At 40.3% G+C, this 20,636-nt stretch carries 21 protein-coding genes; 8 read left to right on the top strand and 13 right to left on the bottom strand.

The window, feature by feature from the left end:
• Positions 1–29: 29 nt before the first annotated feature.
• A complete protein-coding gene (corA, locus tag MKY17_RS07385) occupies positions 30–1,013 on the bottom strand; it encodes a magnesium/cobalt transporter CorA (protein WP_179891040.1) in 984 nt (327 codons plus the stop codon).
• Between the two features lie 146 nt (positions 1,014–1,159).
• Between corA and MKY17_RS07380 the strand changes: the two genes are divergently transcribed.
• Positions 1,160–2,308, top strand: coding sequence for an aminotransferase A (locus MKY17_RS07380; RefSeq protein ID WP_098371157.1), 1,149 nt, complete (start codon positions 1,160–1,162; stop codon positions 2,306–2,308).
• A gap of 101 nt (positions 2,309–2,409) precedes the next feature.
• Here the strand turns inward: MKY17_RS07380 and MKY17_RS07375 are convergent, their stop codons facing one another.
• The 7 genes from MKY17_RS07375 to MKY17_RS07345 all read right to left on the bottom strand — a co-directional run bounded on the left by MKY17_RS07375 (position 2,410) and on the right by MKY17_RS07345 (position 8,472).
• On the bottom strand, positions 2,410–2,775 hold the full coding sequence (locus tag MKY17_RS07375; protein ID WP_034314117.1) for a hypothetical protein: 366 nt from the start codon (positions 2,773–2,775) through the stop codon (positions 2,410–2,412).
• Positions 2,776–2,840: 65 nt separating this feature from the next.
• Positions 2,841–3,713 carry an NAD(P)-dependent oxidoreductase gene (locus MKY17_RS07370; RefSeq protein WP_260397988.1) on the bottom strand — a complete coding sequence of 291 codons (873 nt, stop codon included), beginning with the start codon at positions 3,711–3,713 and terminating at the stop codon, positions 2,841–2,843.
• Between the two features lie 36 nt (positions 3,714–3,749).
• Positions 3,750–4,535: an SDR family oxidoreductase gene (locus MKY17_RS07365; protein WP_098371158.1), complete on the bottom strand. Its 786-nt coding sequence runs from the start codon at positions 4,533–4,535 to the stop codon at positions 3,750–3,752.
• A 321-nt stretch (positions 4,536–4,856) separates the two neighbouring features.
• A complete protein-coding gene (gene ptsP, locus MKY17_RS07360) occupies positions 4,857–6,575 on the bottom strand; it encodes a phosphoenolpyruvate--protein phosphotransferase (protein WP_098371159.1) in 1,719 nt (572 codons plus the stop codon).
• On the bottom strand, positions 6,575–6,841 hold the full coding sequence (locus MKY17_RS07355; protein WP_076366836.1) for a phosphocarrier protein HPr: 267 nt from the start codon (positions 6,839–6,841) through the stop codon (positions 6,575–6,577). Before MKY17_RS07355 ends, ptsP begins: the two co-directional genes overlap by 1 nt.
• 213 nt (positions 6,842–7,054) lie before the next feature.
• Positions 7,055–7,840, bottom strand: coding sequence for an iron export ABC transporter permease subunit FetB (fetB, locus tag MKY17_RS07350; protein WP_098371160.1), 786 nt, complete (start codon positions 7,838–7,840; stop codon positions 7,055–7,057).
• Positions 7,840–8,472 (bottom strand): ATP-binding cassette domain-containing protein, encoded by a 633-nt coding sequence (locus MKY17_RS07345; RefSeq protein WP_098371161.1) that lies wholly within the window; start codon positions 8,470–8,472, stop codon positions 7,840–7,842. The genes fetB and MKY17_RS07345 overlap by 1 nt, the downstream gene beginning before the upstream one ends.
• Before the next feature lie 186 nt (positions 8,473–8,658).
• Here MKY17_RS07345 and MKY17_RS07340 point away from each other — a divergent pair, with 186 nt between their 5' ends.
• Both MKY17_RS07340 and MKY17_RS07335 read left to right on the top strand, forming a co-directional pair.
• A complete protein-coding gene (locus tag MKY17_RS07340) occupies positions 8,659–9,477 on the top strand; it encodes a thermonuclease family protein (protein WP_098371162.1) in 819 nt (272 codons plus the stop codon).
• Positions 9,478–10,019: 542 nt separating this feature from the next.
• Positions 10,020–10,508, top strand: a complete 489-nt coding sequence (locus MKY17_RS07335; RefSeq protein WP_098371163.1) for a sigma-70 family RNA polymerase sigma factor — start codon at positions 10,020–10,022, stop codon at positions 10,506–10,508.
• Positions 10,509–10,556: 48 nt separating this feature from the next.
• Here MKY17_RS07335 and MKY17_RS07330 read toward each other — a convergent pair whose 3' ends face one another.
• Positions 10,557–10,751, bottom strand: coding sequence for a hypothetical protein (locus MKY17_RS07330; RefSeq protein ID WP_098371164.1), 195 nt, complete (start codon positions 10,749–10,751; stop codon positions 10,557–10,559).
• A 452-nt stretch (positions 10,752–11,203) separates the two neighbouring features.
• On the opposite strand from MKY17_RS07330, the gene MKY17_RS07325 reads away from it, so the two are divergent.
• Both MKY17_RS07325 and MKY17_RS07320 read left to right on the top strand, forming a co-directional pair.
• On the top strand, positions 11,204–11,380 hold the full coding sequence (locus tag MKY17_RS07325; RefSeq protein ID WP_064505160.1) for a DUF2187 family protein: 177 nt from the start codon (positions 11,204–11,206) through the stop codon (positions 11,378–11,380).
• Positions 11,381–11,580: 200 nt separating this feature from the next.
• Complete coding sequence (locus MKY17_RS07320) at positions 11,581–12,207, top strand: hypothetical protein (RefSeq protein ID WP_098371165.1); 627 nt, start codon at positions 11,581–11,583, stop codon at positions 12,205–12,207.
• Between the two features lie 52 nt (positions 12,208–12,259).
• Here the strand turns inward: MKY17_RS07320 and MKY17_RS07315 are convergent, their stop codons facing one another.
• The 3 genes from MKY17_RS07315 to MKY17_RS07305 form a co-directional block, all read right to left on the bottom strand.
• On the bottom strand, positions 12,260–13,300 hold the full coding sequence (locus MKY17_RS07315) for a hypothetical protein (protein WP_098371166.1): 1,041 nt from the start codon (positions 13,298–13,300) through the stop codon (positions 12,260–12,262).
• A 245-nt stretch (positions 13,301–13,545) separates the two neighbouring features.
• Entirely contained in the window at positions 13,546–15,240 is a 1,695-nt protein-coding gene (locus tag MKY17_RS07310) for a M3 family oligoendopeptidase (protein ID WP_098371167.1), read from the bottom strand.
• Between the two features lie 219 nt (positions 15,241–15,459).
• Positions 15,460–15,897 carry a MarR family transcriptional regulator gene (locus tag MKY17_RS07305; RefSeq protein WP_076366852.1) on the bottom strand — a complete coding sequence of 146 codons (438 nt, stop codon included), beginning with the start codon at positions 15,895–15,897 and terminating at the stop codon, positions 15,460–15,462.
• Between the two features lie 156 nt (positions 15,898–16,053).
• On the opposite strand from MKY17_RS07305, the gene MKY17_RS07300 reads away from it, so the two are divergent.
• The 3 genes from MKY17_RS07300 to MKY17_RS07290 all read left to right on the top strand — a co-directional run bounded on the left by MKY17_RS07300 (position 16,054) and on the right by MKY17_RS07290 (position 19,756).
• Entirely contained in the window at positions 16,054–17,550 is a 1,497-nt protein-coding gene (locus MKY17_RS07300) for a sensor histidine kinase (RefSeq protein WP_179891041.1), read from the top strand.
• 142 nt (positions 17,551–17,692) lie between these two features.
• Complete coding sequence (locus MKY17_RS07295; protein WP_098371391.1) at positions 17,693–18,916, top strand: MFS transporter; 1,224 nt, start codon at positions 17,693–17,695, stop codon at positions 18,914–18,916.
• A 108-nt stretch (positions 18,917–19,024) separates the two neighbouring features.
• Positions 19,025–19,756, top strand: a complete 732-nt coding sequence (locus MKY17_RS07290; protein ID WP_098371169.1) for a ZIP family metal transporter — start codon at positions 19,025–19,027, stop codon at positions 19,754–19,756.
• Between the two features lie 313 nt (positions 19,757–20,069).
• Here the strand turns inward: MKY17_RS07290 and MKY17_RS07285 are convergent, their stop codons facing one another.
• Positions 20,070–20,312, bottom strand: coding sequence for an aspartyl-phosphate phosphatase Spo0E family protein (locus MKY17_RS07285; protein WP_098371171.1), 243 nt, complete (start codon positions 20,310–20,312; stop codon positions 20,070–20,072).
• Positions 20,313–20,636 lie beyond the last annotated feature (324 nt).

Genomic DNA, 20,636 nt, shown 5'->3' with positions numbered 1-20,636 from the left:
ACTTAGAATAGCAGGCCAGTTGGGTCATTTCATCTCTTTCGCGACGTATTCTTTGGATTGAGCCAACCTTTTTTAACAAAGAATAAAAACATCATCAAGGCAATTCCGCCCATCATTCCAAGAATGAGGAAATAGCCATAATGCCAATTTAATTCCGGCATATATTCAAAATTCATCCCATATACGCCCACTATGAAGGTCAGCGGCATGAAAATGGTAGTGATGACAGTCAATGTCATCATCGTTGAATTCATATTATTAGAGTTCACAGACAAATAACTATCACGTATATCGGATGAAAAATCTCGATAGGATTCAAGCATTTCAGCCAATTTAAGAAGATGATCGTACACATCATTAAAATAAAGGTGCTGATCTTTCAAGTAATTCAGTCGCTCCGATGAAATCATTCTGTACAATAAGTCACGCATCGGCAATATGGTCCGACGGAGCCTGGACATATCTGTACGTAAATCGAAAAGCTGATCCATCAATTCGTTAATCGTGTCATTTTCAGTATTTTCCTCAATGCTACCCAATTCGCTTTCAATTTTATAAACAGGTGGGAAAAATTCATCGACGATCCTGTCAATTATCCTATGCATCAAGAAAAAGGGACTCTGCTTCAACATTTTATTACCAGCAATTTCTTCCCGTACCTTTTCCAGTTCAATCATATCTTCCTTATGAAAACTGACTATCCATTTTTCACCAACGAACATATCCAATTCCACTGCTTTTAATGCCTTCTCCCTTAGAGCATGAATCACAAGAAATTGGTAACCCTCATAAAAATCCATTTTTGGACGTTGATTAAAATCATCCAGGCAATCTTCAATTGCCAGCGGGTGAAAGTGAAAATGATTGGATAAAAGTTCGATTTCCTTGTTTGTGGGGTTGGAAAAATCAACCCAGAACCACTCGATATCCGGATTATTCATTTCCGTTAGCGGTAAATCAAAACTGATTTCTTGATTAGAAGTAATTGCGCAAGTCCTTATCAAATGTATCAACCCTCAAAATTTTCTTATCATACATTATACCTTTAATTCATTAATCTCAAAAAGTTTTCTCCCCCATCCAAACTAAATGATAAAATAGAATGAATGAGTCAAACATAACATAATTCATGTAGTTAGATAAGGGAGGATATTCATAGATGGAACATTTAATAAACCCTCTAGTAAAAGACGTACAAATATCAGGAATCCGTAAATTCTACAATATGGTCGCTGATATCGAAGGCACCATTTCCTTAACGATAGGACAGCCTGACTTTCCAACTCCAATGCATATTAAAGAAGCGGCAAAACAAGCCATCGATAATGACTATACCGTTTATACTCACAATGCCGGCTATCTGGAATTAAGGGAAGCCGCTTCAAAATATGTAAAGGATAAATACAAGCTTAGCTATGATCCGGCGAATGAAGTCCTAGTGACTTCTGGTGCCAGCGAAGGCATAGATATTACCTTTCGGACGATTCTCATCCCAGGGAACGAAGTAATATTACCGGGTCCGGTATATCCGGGATATGAACCCATCATTAAGATGTGCGGTGCAACACCTGTTTATGCCGATACAACAAAAAATGGATTTCGTTTGACTGCAGATATAATTGAAAAGTACATAACCGATCATACACGGTGCATCGTTCTGCCCTATCCATCGAATCCGACCGGGGTAACATTATCTGCCGAAGAATTATTGGACATTGCCGAACTTGTAAGGGGCAAGGACATATTCATATTGGCTGATGAGATATACAGTGAACTGGTATTCGATCAGGAGCATGTTTCGATTGCCACTTTCTTAAAAGAACAAACCATCGTCCTGAACGGATTGTCCAAGTCCCATTCCATGACCGGGTGGAGGATTGGCCTTCTGTTTGCGCCTGTAGCCATCTCTCAGCATATCCTGAAGGTTCATCAATACAATGTAACTTGTGCCTCCTCCATATCGCAGAGAGCTGCCTTGGCAGCATTGACGGCAGGCAGAGATGATGCCATTCCCATGAAGACTGAGTATTCCCGGAGACGGGAATACGTATACAGTCGCTTACAAGCGATGGAACTGGAAATAGTCAAACCAAATGGTGCCTTTTACTTCTTTATAAAGCTGCCAGAAGGCTATGCCTCTTCCCTTGATTTTTGCCTCAAGCTTGTTCAACAGGAAAAAGTGGCAGTGGTCCCTGGAGATGCCTTCTCTCCCCTTGGCGAAGGGTACTTCAGGATATCTTATGCCTATTCCATGGAAACCCTTGAAAAGGCTTTGGACCGTATTGAAGCTTTTTTAGCTAAAAAGTAACCGAAAAAAAAAGTGGCCTTCAATTGAATGAACAATTGAAGGCCACTTTCCTAATTTTCAAAGATGTCAGGCTACCGAAGGTTTTTCACAAAACCAGTCAACTAATACAATCTCCGTAAAAAACGAATTTCCCGATATCCTTCTTCCTTATTTGTCGTGGTAAGGCTCACTTCAACGATGGATCCAAGTAAATCAGCCATCACTTCTTCAAATTCCTTTGCGGAGCGCGGCTTTGAAAAACCTAAACTCTTCAATTCGCGCATCAGGATCTGAAAACCGGCATTCGTTTCGATATGACTGAATTTCACCGGCAAGATTAGCGGACTTTCATTCATTAATTTCAGATCCCAACGAATGGGCTTTGTTTGATGAATGGTTTTTTCTCGTTTAAAGCCTTCAATCCTTACAATATATCGACCATCTTCTAATTCCTGGAATTTCATATTAATATCATCGAATTCGCCCATAGCTTTCACTCCTTTTTGTAAAGGCTGTCGCTATCAGCTTATTCATGGTAAAGAAATGCTAGCACTTAATTATAATGTTTATATAACGCCTGTGTACCGCTATTTTCCTCGCCAGCTTCTGCCAGCCCCTCATATAGGGATTTGCTTAGGCTTAATCCAGGAGCGTCCATTCCCATTCTTTCCGCTTCATCAAGTGCAATCTTCATATCCTTGATAAAATGCTTGATATAAAAACCAGGTTCAAAATCCCCTTCAACCATACGCGGCACAAGATTGGACAGTGACCAGCTTCCGGCAGAACCCGATGATATGCTTCTTAATACCCGTTCCGGATCCAACCCCGCCTTTTGGGCATAGGAAATCGCTTCAGTCACTCCGATCATATTAGATGCAATGGCGATTTGATTGCACATTTTCGTATGCTGTCCCGAACCAGCCGGGCCTTGATGGACAACATTGCTGCCAATGATATCAAAAATGGGCAGGACCGCTTCAAATGCCTCACTAGACCCGCCGACCATGATCGTAAGCTTTGCATCACGGGCACCGATATCTCCTCCGGAAACCGGTGCATCCAATGATTCCATGCCTCTTTTCTTGGCTTCCTCCGCTATTTTCACTGCCAAAGACGGAGTCGAGGTCGTCATATCGATTAAATGGGTTCCTTGTTTCCCGTTTTCGATAAGCCCATTTTTCCCAAGATAGATTTCTTCCACATCACTAGGGTATCCTACCATGGAAATGATCACATTAGCTTTCTGCGCAATTTCCTTTGGTGCAGATGCCCACTTCGCACCCTGTAAGAGCAGTTCACTTGCCTTATCCTTCGTCCTTGTATAAACAAATACCTCAAATCCCGCCTTAAGTAGATTTGCGGCCATGCTTTTTCCCATAACTCCTAAACCTATGAAGCCGATCACTTTGTTCGATTGTATCACTGCAGATTCCTCCAAATCATTTTGTTTCAAAAATCCTTAAATGGACTTTATCATTCCTCCGTCAACTAAATAGGACTGCCCCGTTAAATATGTATTGGCACCTGAAACAAGGAAAGTAACGAACTTTGCAAATTCCTCAGGCTCCCCATAACGGCCAACAGGGATTTTGTTAATGGATTGTTCAGTCATCTCCTCAGGAGTGACGCCTTGTTTCTCTGCATTCATTTTATCAAGGTGCTGAACGCGGTCCGTTGCGATTCTTCCTGGTCCAACTGTATTGATCAATATCCGGTCTGGTGCTAATTCTGAAGCTAACGTCTTTGACAATCCAACGATTGCAGTCCGGAATGTATTCGATAGAATCAATCCTGGAATCGGTTCCTTAATGGATGAAGAAGCAATATTAACAATTTTCCCGCCCTGTTTTTTTAAATGTGGCAAGCTCTCTCGGATTGTCCTTATGAAGCTTAGTAAATTAAGTTCGAAAGATTGTTGCCATTCTTCATCATTGAAATCTGTAAATGAACCCCCTGGAGGACCTCCGGCGTTATTAATAAGAATATCGATACCTCCGAACTCTTCAGCAGTCTGCCTAACCAAGCTTTTAATATCTTCAGCTTTTGTTATATCCGTTACCATATAAGCAACTTTACCCGCCCCAAGCTGCGATATTTCCCTTTGCACGGCAGCAAGCTTTTCTCCATCACGGCTGGCTAGCATGACATTTGCTCCTTCTTTAACCAATTCAGCTGCCATGGCCTTCCCCAAACCTTGACTTGAAGCTAAGATCAAGGCATTTTTCTTTTCCAAATGTAATTCCATATTTTATCATGACCTCCATTTTCTCAAATTTATAATTCCATTATATCGCCATATTCGAAAAGTGAAAAATCTGAATAATCATTATTGTGATTTTTTATATCCAGCGGTCACAAAAAAATTGCCGGTTGGATAACCCAACCGGCGTCAAAGGGGGAAATGAGAATGTCAGCTGCCCTAATAGAGCTAAACAACTGTGCTTGCTTTTTATTTACCCCCATTTTGGTGCAATAAACATTTTTTCTTAAATGTTCAAGCAAAAATTATAGGAAAGCACCCCATCCGAAGATTCTGTGGATGGGGTGCCATTTTTCCTCATTTTTTTTATTTCTTCAAAGCGTTAATTACCGCTTCTTTCACATTATCATTCGTATCCAACCCTAAAACTTCCTGAGATAGTTTTTTCATCTCTTCAAGCGAAAGTTGGCTAATTAAAGAACGTGCTTTTAAAATCGAAGTGGCACTCATTGAGAATTCATCAAGACCCAATCCGATCAAAATCGGTATGGCAATTTCATCTCCAGCCATTTCCCCGCACATCCCGGCCCATTTCCCTTCTTTATGAGCTGCATCTATGACCATTTTAACCAGGCGTAAAATCGCTGGGTTATATGGTTGATATAAATAAGATACTCTCTCATTCATTCGGTCAGCGGCCATCGTATACTGAATCAGGTCGTTAGTGCCTATGCTGAAGAAATCGACTTCCTTAGCAAATATATCAGCCATCACTGCAGTTGAAGGGATTTCAACCATAATTCCGACTTCAATTTTTTCGGCAACTTGAATGCCATTATCAAGCAATTCCTGCCTAACTTCAGCCAAGACGGCTTTAGCCTCACGGAATTCAGCTAGTGTGGCGATCATCGGGAACATGATTTTCAAATCCCCATAAATGCTTGCGCGAAGCAGGGCACGGAGCTGAGTCCGGAAAATCTCCTGCTCATTTAAGCAAAGGCGAATCGCACGGTATCCAAGGAAGGGATTCATTTCCTTAGGAAGCTCTAAATAAGGCAACTCCTTGTCTCCGCCTATGTCAAGCGTTCTGACGACTACAGGCTTACCTGACATACCTTCCAGCACCGCTTTGTATGCCTCGAACTGCTCTTCTTCACTTGGAAAGTCATTTCTGCCCATATAAAGAAATTCCGTACGATATAACCCGATGCCTTCACCGCCATTTTGATGAACGCCATCCAGATCTTTCGGAGTACCGATATTTGCAGCCAATTCCACATGATGGCCATCATTTGTAACGGTTTGTTCATGAACCAGTTTAGCCCACTCAGCCTTTTGCATGGCATAGGCTTCCTGCTCCTCTTCGTAGCGTTTCACGAGTTCCGGAGTAGGATTTATGTGCACTTCACCCTTTAGCCCGTCAATAATGACCAAGTCACCATTTTCAATGGACGAGGTCACTGATTTTGCTCCAACGACTGCTGGAATTTCCAATGAACGTGCCATTATGGCTGAATGGGATGTACGTCCACCGATATCGGTCGTAAACCCTTTGACGTATGCCGGATTCAACTGTGCTGTATCGGATGGAGTCAAATCCTCCGCAATGATGATCACTTCTTCAGCAATCATGCTTGGATTTGGAATATGAACACCTAAAAGATGCGACAGTACCCGTTTCGTGACGTCACGGATATCCGCTGCCCGTTCCTTCATGTATTCATTATCCATTTGTTCAAACATCGTAATGAACATGCTTGCGGTTTCATTTAAGGAAAACTCAGCGTTGACGCTCTCTGATTGTATTTTATCCTGAATGGGAGTTATAAGTTCCGGATCAGCCAAAACAAGCAGGTGTGCGTCAAAGATAGCGGCTTTATCGGCCCCTAAATCTTTTTCGGCTTTATCCCTGATTATCTCCAATTCATTTGTTGACTTTTGAATAGCTTCCTTAAAACGGGATATTTCCGCCCCGACATCTTCTATGCTTCTTTTTTCAATCGATAAATCTGGCTCTGTCAGTCGATAGGCTTTAGCGATGGCTATTCCGTTTGAAGCTGCTATTCCACTAATCAAAGTGGACATTATTCTGCTAATCCTTCTCTGTTCAACGTTTCAGCAAGTGTATTTAGTGCATCATTTTCATCGCTTCCTTCAGCAGAAATCGTAATTTCCGCACCTTGGCCAATACCCAGTGACATTACACCCATAATGGACTTAAGGTTCACTTTTTTCTCTTTATAAGAAAGGTTTATTTCTGAATCAAATTTTCCTGCAGCTTGTACAAGCAATGTAGCCGGACGGGCGTGAATTCCTGTTTCTGCAGTTACTGTAAATGTTTTTTCTACCATATAAATCAATCTCCTTTAAGATAAATTAACAAAAATAGGTTATGTAAGGGAGTTTCTCCATCCACTCAGGAAAGAAATGAAAAAAGAAATGCCCTTTTCCTTATCAGAATAGCATTATCATTCCCAACAAACAAACCAAAACTATTGGTACCTACAAAATATTACAAAAATATAGATGGAACTGCAACTATTACTTTTCAGATTCTTCAAAGATTAAATGGACAACTGTGCATTTTTGGTAAAAAAAGCCCTGAAACTCAGCATAATGAAAAGGACCACCGTTAATGAAACACTTCCGAGAATCCCGATTAATATTGCAATCTGGTATTCAATGGCGATGAGCGGGCTTATCCCAGACAGGATTTGCCCTGTCATCATTCCTGGAAGGAAGATAATCCCCATCCCGAGCATATTGTTCAAAGTCGGGAGCACTGCGGAGTCGAATGCAGCATCCACATATTTCTTCACAGCCCTCGCTGGAGTCGCCCCAAGCATCAACATCGCTTCCACCTTTTCACGATTACTGCTAATCCCATCATGGAGGTTTTTAAGCGCCAATGTCACTCCAGTCATGGCATTCCCCACGATCATCCCTGCAATTGGAATGAAATACCTCGGCTCATACCATGGCGTGAAATGGATCACGACCACATTAAAATAAAACAAGGCCGCCATGGGTCCTGACAACATACTTAGGATAACCATCCTTTTGATTTTCTTATTAATTGTATAAGGCACTTGCTTAAAAATATTATGGATGGAAAACAGGGTCATCGCACATAAAAATCCTAAAGAAAGTAAAGGGTGGGGATTTTCAAAGATATATGTCAAAACATATCCGGCAAGAATGAGTTGGACCGTCATCCGTACCGTAGCGAGCATGATTTGCTTTTCCCGTGAAATCCCTCGCCATTTCACGATTATGAGCAGAATCACTACAAATAGGTAAGCCGCACAAAGACGCCAGAACTCAATATCTATTATCCCATTCGCCTCCATTAATAGTCACCCTCCTTCGCCTTTTTCAGAACGATTCTCTTTTCAGCACATATTTCCGCAAGCTGTTTTGAATGGGTTATCATGATGACCGTTCCTTTTTCCCGCTTCACTTCTTCTAAAAAACGGCTCATGACCGTCAGCTCGGCTTCTTCATCAAGAGCTGAAGTCGGCTCATCCAGCAAATACATCTCTGGTTTCAATAAAAGTAACCTCGCCAGTGCCAGCCTCTGTTTCTCTCCGCCAGAAAGATTCTCCGCCCCCTCGTCTAAAGACTTCTGCAACTGGACGGTTTCAAGTGCTTTAACCAATTCGGCTTTATCCTTTTTTTCCCGTTCGGTCAATTCCAGGCCAATCTGCAGGTTTTCTTCAATCGTACCCGGTAAAGTGAACGGTGCCTGAGAAAGCATTGTGACCTTACGCCGGAGCTCTATCGGGTTGAATTCATCCAGCAACCGATCCTGATAATAGATCGAACCGCTATCCGGGTCATCCATCCTGTTCAATAATCGGAGCAGTGAGGTTTTCCCTGCACCGCTTTCCCCGGTCAAACAAGTAACCATACAAGCGGATATTCTCAAATCATCAATTTTCAAAATCCCTTTATACCTAATATTTTCAAGCCTAAATATCATTTTTACACGCCTGCCTCCCTTACTTCCACCTTATCATTATAAGAAACTATCATGATATGAGGTAGCGATGATGTAAAAATTTCAATGATTTTCATTTTCTTTCCCTTTTTTATAGGTTAGTATTATTCCTGCCGAATATATCCATGACGGACGTGGAAAACACCTAAATAAATGGAGGGACTTATCATGAACGGAAATTCCTTTTTACATTCTTATCTGAATGTTTTTCTCCTGACTGCACTTTGCCTGATCACGTTGTCTGGCTGCCAGGCTGCATCAGATAACCTAATTAAGCAATCCAAACAGGAAGATTCAATTTCCAACGAAGACATCCGATCCAGTGCGGGTTCTTCAAATGAAGAAAAAGGCAAGACATTCACAGCCGAGATCATTAAAGTTGTTGACGGAGATACAATAAAAATCAAAATGGCTAATGGAAATGAAGAAACGGTCAGGCTCCTTTTGGTAGATACTCCAGAAACCGTGCACCCATCCAAGCCCGTTCAGCCTTTTGGACCTGAAGCAAGCAAATTCACCAAGGAACTAATGCCAGCGGGTTCTGAAGTGGAAGTAGAAACTGGCATAGGTGAAAGAGATAAATATGGCCGACTGCTGGCCTATTTTTATGTTGACGGTAAAATGGTGAATAAACTCCTGCTTGAAAAAGGACTGGCCAGGGTAGCCTATGTTTATGCACCGAACACGAAATATCTAGATGAATTGGAAAATATTCAGAAACAAGCCCAAAAAGACGAAATCGGTATTTGGTCAATTGAAAACTATGCAACTTCAAAGGGGTTTGATGATTCGAAGTCCGTAGAAGCTTCAGTGGAAAAGCCAACTGCATCTTGCAGTAACCCGCAAATTAAAGGGAATATAAACTCTAAAGGCAACAAAATATATCACATTCCTTCGGGCCAATATTACGAAATAACCAAACCGGAAGAAATGTTTTGTACCGAACAAGACGCACAGGATGCTGGATTCCGAAAATCGCAAAGTTAACAAATACAATGGTTAATAGTATGCCCGCTTCGGAAATCACAATTAAGAACGTATAAGGGGGCTTAAAAGAGGATCAGTTTGCCTGCAGTTTTTTTATTTAAAAAAGTTCCAGCTTGATTTCAGAAATCCGCTCCCTTTCCGCCGACCGTCCGCCGGGCCTCATCAAAGCAAGCAGTTAGAGGGTCTCGGCCAGACAGTTATTCGGGAGGAGTGTCGCAAATTGTTTTACTTTCATGGTTCGGGATGTGACCATTCTGAACTCCCTTTGTCGATAAACTGAACACCTCCCCATGATATATGGCTTTACATTAAATGAAAAACACATCCAATCTAAGGATGTGTTTTTCATTTGGCCATCCCCTCATTAAAGTTCTATTGAATCAACATTTCCCTATTAATAAGATCCTCGTTAATCCCTTTAAAACCCACTGTTTATTCCTTCCATTTACCCTTTATGCCATTTGGCTTTAGCCGAACGATTTATTTATGGTAGAAGCACCCGGGAATACAGGAAAGTGCACTTTCTAAAGGTGGCTTGCTTAATGGAAGATTTCTCAGCACTAACGTCTGAATTTACGCCGATGATCCATCATATAATCCGCTCACTTTCCATCTATAAAAATAAGGATGAATATTTTCAAGTAGGATTGATTGCTTTATGGGAGTCATATAGGAAATTCGATGAGGAATACGGTAAGTTCTCCAACTATGCCTTTACGGTAATTAAAGGAAAAATTCTGAACGAATTAAAGCACCACCATAAATATGAAGCCCACACCGAACCATTTGACTCCTTCATTCTAGAGATTAAAGATCCATTTTCAATACACGATGAGGCTTTTGCCATCGATAATATCTTAACCTACACGGATGGATTGACACTGAATCAGCAACGCTGGCTTTTACAGACGTACTTGGAGAATAAAACGGTGACTGAAATTGCTGAAGTATATCAAGTTACTACCGCAGCCGTAAATTCATGGAGAAGGTCCGCTTTAAATAAATTAAGGAAACAATTGATTTTTCCATAATGAATAATTTAGGGTGGCTCAATCATGAGCCACCCCCCAAAATATACATTAACTTCTCGCTTCTTCTAAATACGTATAAATTATCACACCGTTATGTTGAGCATTCCCCCGAAAATGTTTAAAGTCTTCCCTTTTAACAAGAACCTCACGAAAAGGTAAAAATTCTTCTTTTGTTATCCTGAATTCATCCATTTCCCGATTTGCCAGTTTATCGAGTACATCTTTTGCTTCTTCTGCATTCATAAGATTGTCCTCCTTAATTATCAAATGTTCTATCATTTCTACAGGAGAAATTCCGTTTTTATTTTAACATAAGCTTGCCACTTAATATAATTCAGAACTTTTTGAGGCCCACTGCTACATAATTCTTTACGAATGCTTTAAAATAGTGCAAACTGTATAGTAAAATATCATAATGTAAAATGATTGGCATTTTTTGTACATAGAATTACATACTGGTACGCATAACTGCGTTCACAAGATATACCAAATTATGCCACATCATTACATCTGCTTCATTACAAGAAATCGTACCTTCCTTTAAAAGTTTAGCTTACTGTACCGACATAAGAGATAACTTTTTCTCTTACTAGCACTTCCCACGTCAAAATCTAAACTGCAAGATGTTCGAATAATCCAATTACTCCATAGTTACTTTTTGATCATTGGAAACAAAATGGGAAAGGATGATTACCATGAAGAAAGCGGAAGTTGGAAATATCATTGAATTTAGAGAAGGCTTAAAAGGAATCGTCGAGAAAGTGAACGAGAACTCAGTAATCGTGGACGTCACGTATATGGAAAATTATCGTGATTTGGAACTTGAACAGAAAACCGTCGTCAACCATAAAAATTATAAAATCATAGGATAATTCAATGTACTCAAACGGGATGGTTACTAGATGACCATCCCGTTTTTCACTTTATCGAAATCCTCCGAATTGATTCTCCCGCTTTTTGTAACCATTTCCATTTCATACCGTCTAATTCATTAAAGGGCAAAACACCTGTATTTGATGCAGGTATATCCAAATTCAGATTGGAATTTCTATCAGAAAGATGAGGGGAACACATGATTAGTTGGACACGTTATATTGGCTGTGTCACATTCGCCGCTTTTCTTCTGTCTGGCTGCGGTACGACCATAGACGAAAATGCAGATGAGCCACAGGAAGATTCAGTAAAAGAAGGGAACGAAGGCAATACTTCTCAAGGAGATAATCACAATAACCGAAGTGATAACAAAGTAAGACTGATGGAGCAAAACCTGCAGTATACAATTAACGGGGAAGCAAAAGAAAAAACAGCTTTCCTAAAAAAAAGTGATAACCAGCCGTTCAGCCTCTATGTTTTGCAACAATTCAGATTAAGTGCCGAAGAACCAGGAAAGGATATTGTGTTCCTGACTGAAGATGACTCCATTTATATGAGAATCGAATTGTTGAAGGCGGATGTCAATTGGGATGAGGTGGAAAAAAATGTTCAAGCCCAGCTGAAAAGCATTTCAGAAACAATTAGCGATCCTTCACTTGATGTCGAGGGCGGAACGGGCTTTGAAGTGGAAAGCGGCGATGATGTGATCACTTCCATATTGCTCAAGGATGAAAAATCACCCGTCCGCTTAACTATATTCACGAAAAAAGATAGAGATTACCGGGATGCTTTTCTAGAGATGGCTAAGACGCTGATGAAAAGGTGAACATCCACTATACCCTGATACGGAGGGCTAAGGACTGGCCCCCCGTTCTTCATTACTCCTTCCCCGCCTTGCTTTTCCAGACCAATATTAAAAAAAGGAGGCTTATGTATCCAAAAACCGGATAAATATATCCTAGTAACCTTCCATATCCGAATTCACTGATGATCAAAGCTATTAAAAAAATCACCGCTATGATCATCATGCTTGGCAATTTAATATAATTGCTGATTTGCCTCTGTAATCCATATATGTTTCCGATGACCGAAGTGAATATCTCCCCGTAAATCACCAAAATGAACATCCAATATAACTGACTGGCTGCCGTTCTCATAATAACCGCTGAAGGAATTTCATATCTATTCACGTCAGGAAGTGTCATAAGCGAAAAATGCCCCGTCAATAAAATGATCGTCAGGAATATCCCCCCAAGAATTGCACCATGTTTAATGACCTTTTCATCTCGAACCTCATACGCAACCGGAACCAGCACAGCCTGTGCCAAAGCAAGGTTAAAGGCTGTATAGGCAAATGGTGACAAAATCATTTTCACGGTGATCACTTCATCAGGAACTTTTGTAAGGGTCTTAAAGAAATCCCCATTATCCAAAGTCGAGAAAAAAAGGATCAAGCTAAAGCAGATCATGATCGGTACAACAAAAGAGTTCACAGTGAAAACACCGCGCATGCCCATCATCAGGACCAAGGATGCCAGTATGATCGTAGACCAACTTCCTATACTTTTAGACACGCCAAGTTGTTCTTCAAAAACGGCTCCTGAACCCGATATCATGACAGCCGTCACCCCTAACAGCATGATAAGGAAAAAGAAGTTGATGATTCCCGCTATTTTCCTCCCAAAAAGAAATTGGTTGAACTCCTCATAAGAAGATGCTCTTATCCTTGCGGAAATGAGCATGATTTTCGTCCCAGTGAAAATGAAAATATAACCTGCTATTAAAATCCCGATAAAGCCATAAGAGCCATAACGGGTAAAAAACTCGACAATCTCTTTTCCAGTTGCAAATCCTGCACCGACGACTGTGCCTACATAAACTGCTGCAATCTGAAAACTCCCTGACCACCTTGACAGCATACTCTCCCCTCCTCACTACATTTATATGTAAGGAAGAGATATTTAAGACAAGCCGAGCGATATTCCTTTCGTCGGCTGTTTTTTTCCTGGGCTAACATTCTCTCATTGTGAAGTCTGAAACTCCCTATGCATTTCTCTGTGGAGCTTAAATCAGCACTTTTCATGCCCAACATTCCGAACGTATGAAAGATTTAAAAAAACGCTTGGAATTATCTCCAAGCGTTCGTATCATACAGCCTAATTTTTCATAATGCCTTATCATCTACAGTGGAGAGCCATTCGTCTATCACCTTTACAACGGACTGTACAGTACCGTCATCAAATGGAGATTTCAGATTCGCAGATTCAACAAGATCAAGGAACGACTTGCTGCCTCCAAGTTGGCACAGATTCAAATAATCACCCCAAGCCGTTTCATCTTTTTCAGCCGACCTTTTCCAGAATTGGAAAGCACAAATCTGGGCCAATGTATAGTCTATATAATAGAAAGGTGATTGATAAATGTGGCTTTGCCGCTGCCAATACCCGCCATTCTCCAAGAATTCATTTCCTTCATAATCGCGATGTGGCAAATATTCCATCTCGATCTTACGCCAAGCCTGCTTTCTTTCAACGGGGGAGGCATCAGGATTTTCATAGACAAAATGCTGAAATTCATCAACAGCTACCCCATACGGAAGGAATATGAGGGCACCGCTTAAATGGGAAAACTTATACTTTTCCGTATCTTCCTTGAAAAACAGCTCCATCCATGGCCAAGTTAAAAATTCCATGCTCATCGAATGGATTTCACATGCTTCATATGTAGGCCAATAATACTCAGGAATGTCAAGTTCACGGCTGCGATACACTTGGAATGCATGGCCTGCCTCATGCGTCAAAACATCTATATCCCCGGAAGTACCGTTGAAATTAGAAAAGATGAATGGAGCTTTATAGTCTTCTATAAAAGTACAATAGCCACCGCTTTCTTTTCCTTTCTTCGCCACAAGGTCCATCAGGTCATTATCAATCATATAGTTGAAAAACTGATTAGTTTCAGGCGAAAGCTCCTGGTACATCCTTTTCCCATTTTCGATGATCCACTCAGCATCGCCTTTTGGAATGGCATTACCCGTTCTGAAATGAAAATTCTCATCATAATAGTTCAGTTTCTCCAATCCAAGACGTTCGCGCTGACGTCCCTTCAGCCGGGTGACAAGCGGTACCACTTCCTCTTTCACCTGCTTGCGGAATGCAGCAACCATTTCAGCATCATAATCAGTCCGTGTCATTCGATAATACCCAAGTTCCACGAAATTCCCATAACCTAGCGCTGTCGAAATCCCATGCCTCACCTTGACAAGGTCATCGAATATACGATCCAATTCCGCCTGCTTTTCTTCAAAGAAACCGTAATATGCCTCACTTGCATTTTTCCTTAACTCACGGTCCGAGGACTCCATAAAAGGCTGGAGCTGCGCAAGTGTTAATTCTTTTCCATCAAAGTGAATTTTTGCTGAGGCAATCAATTGTGAATATTCACTTGATAATTTATTTTCTTTTTGCAGCTGTGGTATGATTTCAGGCGAAAAAGTTTTGAGTTGGGCCTCTGCCAGGTCAAATAGTTGAGTTCCCCATTTCTTCTCAAGCTCCTTACGATATTTCGAGCGAACGAGTTCATTGTAAAATTTTGAAGTTAACTCTTCCATTTCAGGGGAGAAGTCATCTAAATAATCATTCTCAGCTTTATAAAAATCATCATTTGTATCAATGGAATGCCGTATATAGACCAAATTAAACATCGTACCTACATAATTTCGGATTTCATTTATTTCTTCCATGGCTCTTATTTGCGCATCAGCATTAGCAGCGTCAGTAAACTTTTCCAAAGCTTTCATGAATCGGGTTTTAATTTCATCCATTTCAGGACGTTTATATTCATACTCATTAAATTTCATATGTACGCTCCTTTTCACGATTTAAAAACATTTTATCAACCTGAGTAGCGTTATTCATCGAATTCGTTTTCAAGACACATTCACCATTATCACGGTTATCGTAATATAATTTAATTCGCCACAGCGTTATTAAAAACCTTTATGTCCTCAAAACAAATTCAGATTTTATCAGAATAAAAAACCAGCACCTGTAGTGAAATCCGGGTGCTGGTTCTTTAGCTAATTTTGAGCGGAATACCCAATCTTTTTAAGCAATTCGATAACGGTGGCCTTTTCATCGTGCGTAAGTACACTCATGATATCATCGATTCTTTTTTCATGCTCAGGAAATACTCCTTCAATAAAGGCCTTTCCTTTATCCGTTATTTTTGCAAAGGTTACACGGCGATCCTCTTTACATGCTATTCGCTGTAGATATTCCTTCTGTTCAAGTTTATCCACGACATAGGTAATGCTGCCGCTAGCTAGCAGGATTTTTCCGCCTATTTGCTGAAGGGGCTGATCCCCTTTATGATAAAGCAATTCCAATACGGCAAACTCAGTTGGATTCAAACCCTCTTCAGCTATATGTTTATTTACCACATCATTAATAGATCGATGGGCTCTAGACATCACAATGAACAGTTTCAAAGACTGTTGGATGTTATTATTCTCCATAACTTCACAACCTTAAAAATTTTTAATTAAAATATCTTGAATTAAAAGTTATTATATGACATAAAGACTTTTTTGTCAATCTACCCTGTTAGTATGCACTATTGTTTAATCATTCATTTTGATATACTTGAAAAAAAAGCTAAAGTAGTGACAATCATGAAAACAAGGCATAAATTAACCGCATATCTACTTATTGTTATTTTACCATTAATTATTCTCTCAATCATTTATTGGGTACATTTAGAACGTTCCATTCAAAAAGAAAGACAGGAACAAGCTGAATGGGCGGGAACGGTTTATCAAGAATACATAGATCAAGTTATCAGAGAAACGAAGGAAAACCTTGAGCTGCTTAGCCTTAGCAGTTCCGTGCTTTATATGGATAACAAAAAAACCGAACTTCTTATGAAATGGATCAAAGATACAGATTCCAGGTATGCCGGAATCTATTGGCTAAATCGTGACGGTGTCTCCATTTCAGGGACGAATAAGAATTTCAATCATTACTATTTAATTGAACAGAATGATATAGAACTTGCAGTAAAAACCCAAAAAGCCGTTGTTGTAGGAACAAAGGAGCTATATAGCCCTGATTACAATTATTTTTCCATTTTTGCTCCCATTCTGGATCATGATAAAAAAGTGCAAGGGTTTTTATTGGCACATATCAGGCTGGATCATATGGAAAATATATTAAAGATTCTCAGCCCTGGTCATACCTTTAAATTGGAAACAAAGGACAAAACCCGAATTTTAGATATAAATGCCGACGAATTTACTGGACATTCTAAATGGGTGGATGTTCCTTTGACCGAAGTCGATTGGAAACTATCCGTCAAAGTGCCCGATAAGATTAACACAAATAACATCAATGTATTTTTAATGCTTGTCTTTTTCACCTTCTTTTTTACTCACATGATTTATACCATCGTGGAGGAGCTGATCGTTCGCAGGAATACCAAAAAACAAAAGTTACTAAACGAAAGGCAAAAAATAGATTTTGTCGGTACATTGGCTGCCAGTACTGCACATGAAATAAAAAACCCACTTACCGGCATAAAGGGGCTAGTGCAGTTATTGGTTGAAAAACACCCTGAAGAACAAGATCAGTTCTATTACTCTGTCATCATGAAGGAAATTGAACGGATCAATAGTATCGTCAGCGAATTTTTGATTTTAGGGAAGCCGATGGCCCAGACTTTATCCTTATATGATATCCGCAGTATCATTGCTGAATTGAGACCAATAATAGAATCAGAAGCACGTCACTTCAATATTGAAGTGGAATGGAATATCATAAAGGAGCCGATCCTGGTTCATTGTACAAAGGACCAACTCAAACAAGTCATCCTCAACATTGCCAAAAACGGTTTCGAGGCCATGGAAGTTGGGAAAAAGTTAAGGATTCGAATTCACCATGAAAATGAATGGGCTAAAATCATGATCACCGACATCGGGCAAGGACTGAAAGAAAAAGAAATAGGTAAAGTGTTCGATCCCTTCTATACATCGAAAAAGGAAGGAACGGGATTAGGGCTATTTGTGTGTAAACGAATAATTGAATCTTTTAACGGTACCATAGAGTTTTCAAGTAAACCTCTGAAAGGTACAACCGTAACAATCAGCTTACCGCTGATAAAAGACCACCCTTAGCAAAACTTTGAAGAGTTTCATTTTTTTATCAATGCCAGTAACGATTCCGATTTATTTAAAGGTGTCATGCATACGGTGCATGCTTCTTGAATCTATTTATGGAATAGGTAAAAATCTTAATCAGGAAGAAGGAAATATACAGATGGGAAGTATCGCTGCCATTAAAACAAAACCGCAAAAACAAGATATGACTCTGAAAATCATGATCATAATTGGCATATGCCATTTAATGAATGATTCTCTTCAGGCCGTCGTACCGGCCATGTTCCCAATCCTCGAAAAATCAATGTCGCTAACATATACACAGCTGGGAATGATTGCATTCTGCCTGAATATCGTCTCATCCCTCCTGCAGCCGGCAGTTGGATTCTATACGGATAAAAAGCCAATTCCATATGCATTGCCCATTGGGTTGACCAGTACTTTAATTGGGGTCATCATTCTCTCAATTGCCCCAAACTATACCATTATCCTTGGTGCAGTCATCTTGATGGGCTTAGGGTCGGCCATATTCCATCCGGAAGGCTCTAGGGTGGCCTATATGGCAGGCGGACCAAAAAGAGGCCTGGCACAATCGATTTATCAGGTCGGCGGGAATAGCGGGCAGGCACTTGCCCCACTCATCACAGCCATCGTGCTTGTTCCTTTTGGTCAAAAAGGCGCACTCTGGTTTGCCCTGGTTGCCTTGATGGCCGTTATCCTATTGCTGTATATTGCCAAGTGGTATTCCCAAAAATTAGTTCACTTCCAGCCTAAAAAGCTTGCTGCAAAAATAATCAATAAAGAGCGGTCCCATAAAGTGGCCAAAGCCCTGGTATTGATATTATTCATAATCTTTGCCCGTTCCTGGTATGTATCGTGCATGACGAACTTTTACAGTTTTTATTTGATCGAGCAGTATTCATTCACGATAAAATCCGCACAATTTTTCCTATTTGCCTTTTTGGCCGCCGGTGCTGTAGGTACATTTTTTGGAGGTCCGCTTGCTGATAGATTCGGGCGTAAAAATGTCATTTTCTTTTCTTTCGCTGCCAGCATGCCAATAACCGCACTTTTACCATTCGTACCTCCTACAGCCGCTTTTATTTTATTATTGATGGCGGGATTCATTATAATGAGCAGTTTTTCCGTCACTGTAATATACGCACAGGAATTGGTCCCGGGAAAAGTCGGAACGATGGCAGGCTTGACAGTGGGGTTAGCCTTTGGAATGGGTGCCATTGGATCCGTTTCATTGGGAGCCATTGCAGATATAATTGGAATCGAATCCATGATTAAGCTAGTGGGATTCCTTCCATTACTGGGGATCATCAGCATACTGCTGCCGACTGATCTGACATTGAAAAAATGGTATACAGAAGAATGACTGCAAAATAGTTTTTTCCTGGAACATTTTCTTTATGTCTAAATACAATAAATTATTGTTCCGCCCAAAAATTCACTAATGAGTAAGTACCATACAAAGGAGAAATTTATGAGTGGAGTTTTATTAGGCAGCATCCTATCTGCTATGTCTACAGGGTTTGGTGCGTTACCAATCTTGTTCATTCAAGGTTCAATCACACATCGATTCAGAGACACGCTTCTGGCATTTACGGCTGGAATTATGATGGCTGCTTCGTTATTGAGCCTGATCCCGGAGTCTCTGGCCACCGGAGGATATATGCAGCTAGTCATTGGGGTTTTTCTCGGGGTAATGACATTAACGATCATGGAAAAAAACATTCCTCATATCGATCTCAGCCATACGAAAAGTGGCATTCAGTTCGATGAAAAGGCTTTGCTCATCATCACTGCCATTACACTCCATAATATTCCTGAGGGTCTTTCTGTTGGGGTGAGTTACGCCTCTGATACTGCTGATACAGGTAATTTGATCGCTTTTGCCATCGGCCTGCAAAATGCTCCGGAAGGCTTACTAGTCGCCTTGTTTTTAATTAATCAAAAAATCGGTAAACTCACAGCGTTCCTGATAGCTACCTTAACCGGTACCATCGAAATAATTACCGGCTTACTAGGTTTTTATTTAACCTCTTACATTGGGTTCCTGGTTCCATACGGCCTAGCTTTCGCCGCCGGGGCCATGCTTTTCATCGTTTATAAGGAATTGATTCCTGAAAGCCATGGGGATGGTAATGAACGCACATCTACCTATTCCTTCATTGTCGGCCTTTTGTTCATGGTCATATTATTGGAAGTTTTGTAACTCCCGAACTTCCTCCATGGCTGGCTCCATCAAGTGAGTCAGCTCTTACTTTTCATTAATCAGTGTAACCCATTCAGAAAAATTAAGACTTCTAAACCAATCCCGATGCATGAAGGACACCTTCTGGTGGCCTCCCCTCGATATATACCCCAAATCCAAAGGAAATTCAAAAGATATATTGTCTTGATTATATAAGTCTTTCATTAATTGTTTTCTGATATGTTTACAAAGGTTCATTTCACCAGAAATCACACAAAGTTGCTTGTCTCCTTGCCTGCTACTTTAAAAAATCATGCATGCATTCAAATCCCCTCTAAAAGGAAATGTCGTCATTAAAGGGTTGCTGCACAATAACAACCATCTCTTCTCGCTTATTTCTCACTTCCACTGATGAATGATGTTGAAGGATTAAATACTCATTTATAAGTTTGTCAAGCTGCTCACTTTGGCGAAGGGTATACTCATGATTTAGTCCATACATTTTGGCCAGCTCCATCATTTCCCAACGCTTCATTCGAATCTCAGAACAAATTTCCGTTGCACACCTAGAATTCATAACAACATTCACTACTCCTGCCTTTTTAAAGTTACATTATAATAAAGAAGTATTACAAAATATGCCTTATATGTAAATAGATTCGCAAAAAAAGACAAAACTTCTTAAATTGCGATAATGCTTTACCTACCAGCAGACAGGATATGACGGAAATTTCTAAGCATGAACCTCTAGATTGATTATGACGATTTCATATGAAGCCCGCTCCGAAAATCGATTCGAAAGTTCTGCAATTTGGATGTCATTCTTATTTTCCGCTTAATTACTTCGGAAGCTTCTCTATAATGGAAGCACAATATTTTTTATGGTTACAACCCTTAATTG

It is taken from the genome of Peribacillus sp. FSL P2-0133 (genome assembly GCF_037975445.1).
GTDB classification, from domain to species: domain Bacteria; phylum Bacillota; class Bacilli; order Bacillales; family DSM-1321; genus Peribacillus; species Peribacillus simplex_E.
Note: the sequence above shows the minus strand (reverse complement) of the source record. Positions and strands in the feature narration are given on the sequence as shown.

Coding starts and splice junctions, on each gene's coding strand:
- MKY17_RS07380 (WP_098371157.1), top strand. CDS start 1,160: ATGGAACATTTAATAAACCCTCTAGTAAAAGACGTACAAATATCAGGA.
- MKY17_RS07375 (WP_034314117.1), bottom strand. CDS start 2,775: ATGGGCGAATTCGATGATATTAATATGAAATTCCAGGAATTAGAAGAT.
- MKY17_RS07365 (WP_098371158.1), bottom strand. CDS start 4,535: ATGGAATTACATTTGGAAAAGAAAAATGCCTTGATCTTAGCTTCAAGT.
- ptsP (WP_098371159.1), bottom strand. CDS start 6,575: ATGTCCACTTTGATTAGTGGAATAGCAGCTTCAAACGGAATAGCCATC.
- MKY17_RS07355 (WP_076366836.1), bottom strand. CDS start 6,841: ATGGTAGAAAAAACATTTACAGTAACTGCAGAAACAGGAATTCACGCC.
- fetB (WP_098371160.1), bottom strand. CDS start 7,840: ATGGAGGCGAATGGGATAATAGATATTGAGTTCTGGCGTCTTTGTGCG.
- MKY17_RS07345 (WP_098371161.1), bottom strand. CDS start 8,472: ATGATATTTAGGCTTGAAAATATTAGGTATAAAGGGATTTTGAAAATT.
- MKY17_RS07340 (WP_098371162.1), top strand. CDS start 8,659: ATGAACGGAAATTCCTTTTTACATTCTTATCTGAATGTTTTTCTCCTG.
- MKY17_RS07335 (WP_098371163.1), top strand. CDS start 10,020: ATGGAAGATTTCTCAGCACTAACGTCTGAATTTACGCCGATGATCCAT.
- MKY17_RS07330 (WP_098371164.1), bottom strand. CDS start 10,751: ATGAATGCAGAAGAAGCAAAAGATGTACTCGATAAACTGGCAAATCGG.
- MKY17_RS07325 (WP_064505160.1), top strand. CDS start 11,204: ATGAAGAAAGCGGAAGTTGGAAATATCATTGAATTTAGAGAAGGCTTA.
- MKY17_RS07320 (WP_098371165.1), top strand. CDS start 11,581: ATGATTAGTTGGACACGTTATATTGGCTGTGTCACATTCGCCGCTTTT.
- MKY17_RS07315 (WP_098371166.1), bottom strand. CDS start 13,300: ATGCTGTCAAGGTGGTCAGGGAGTTTTCAGATTGCAGCAGTTTATGTA.
- MKY17_RS07310 (WP_098371167.1), bottom strand. CDS start 15,240: ATGAAATTTAATGAGTATGAATATAAACGTCCTGAAATGGATGAAATT.
- MKY17_RS07305 (WP_076366852.1), bottom strand. CDS start 15,897: ATGGAGAATAATAACATCCAACAGTCTTTGAAACTGTTCATTGTGATG.
- MKY17_RS07300 (WP_179891041.1), top strand. CDS start 16,054: ATGAAAACAAGGCATAAATTAACCGCATATCTACTTATTGTTATTTTA.
- MKY17_RS07295 (WP_098371391.1), top strand. CDS start 17,693: ATGGGAAGTATCGCTGCCATTAAAACAAAACCGCAAAAACAAGATATG.
- MKY17_RS07290 (WP_098371169.1), top strand. CDS start 19,025: ATGAGTGGAGTTTTATTAGGCAGCATCCTATCTGCTATGTCTACAGGG.
- MKY17_RS07285 (WP_098371171.1), bottom strand. CDS start 20,312: ATGAATTCTAGGTGTGCAACGGAAATTTGTTCTGAGATTCGAATGAAG.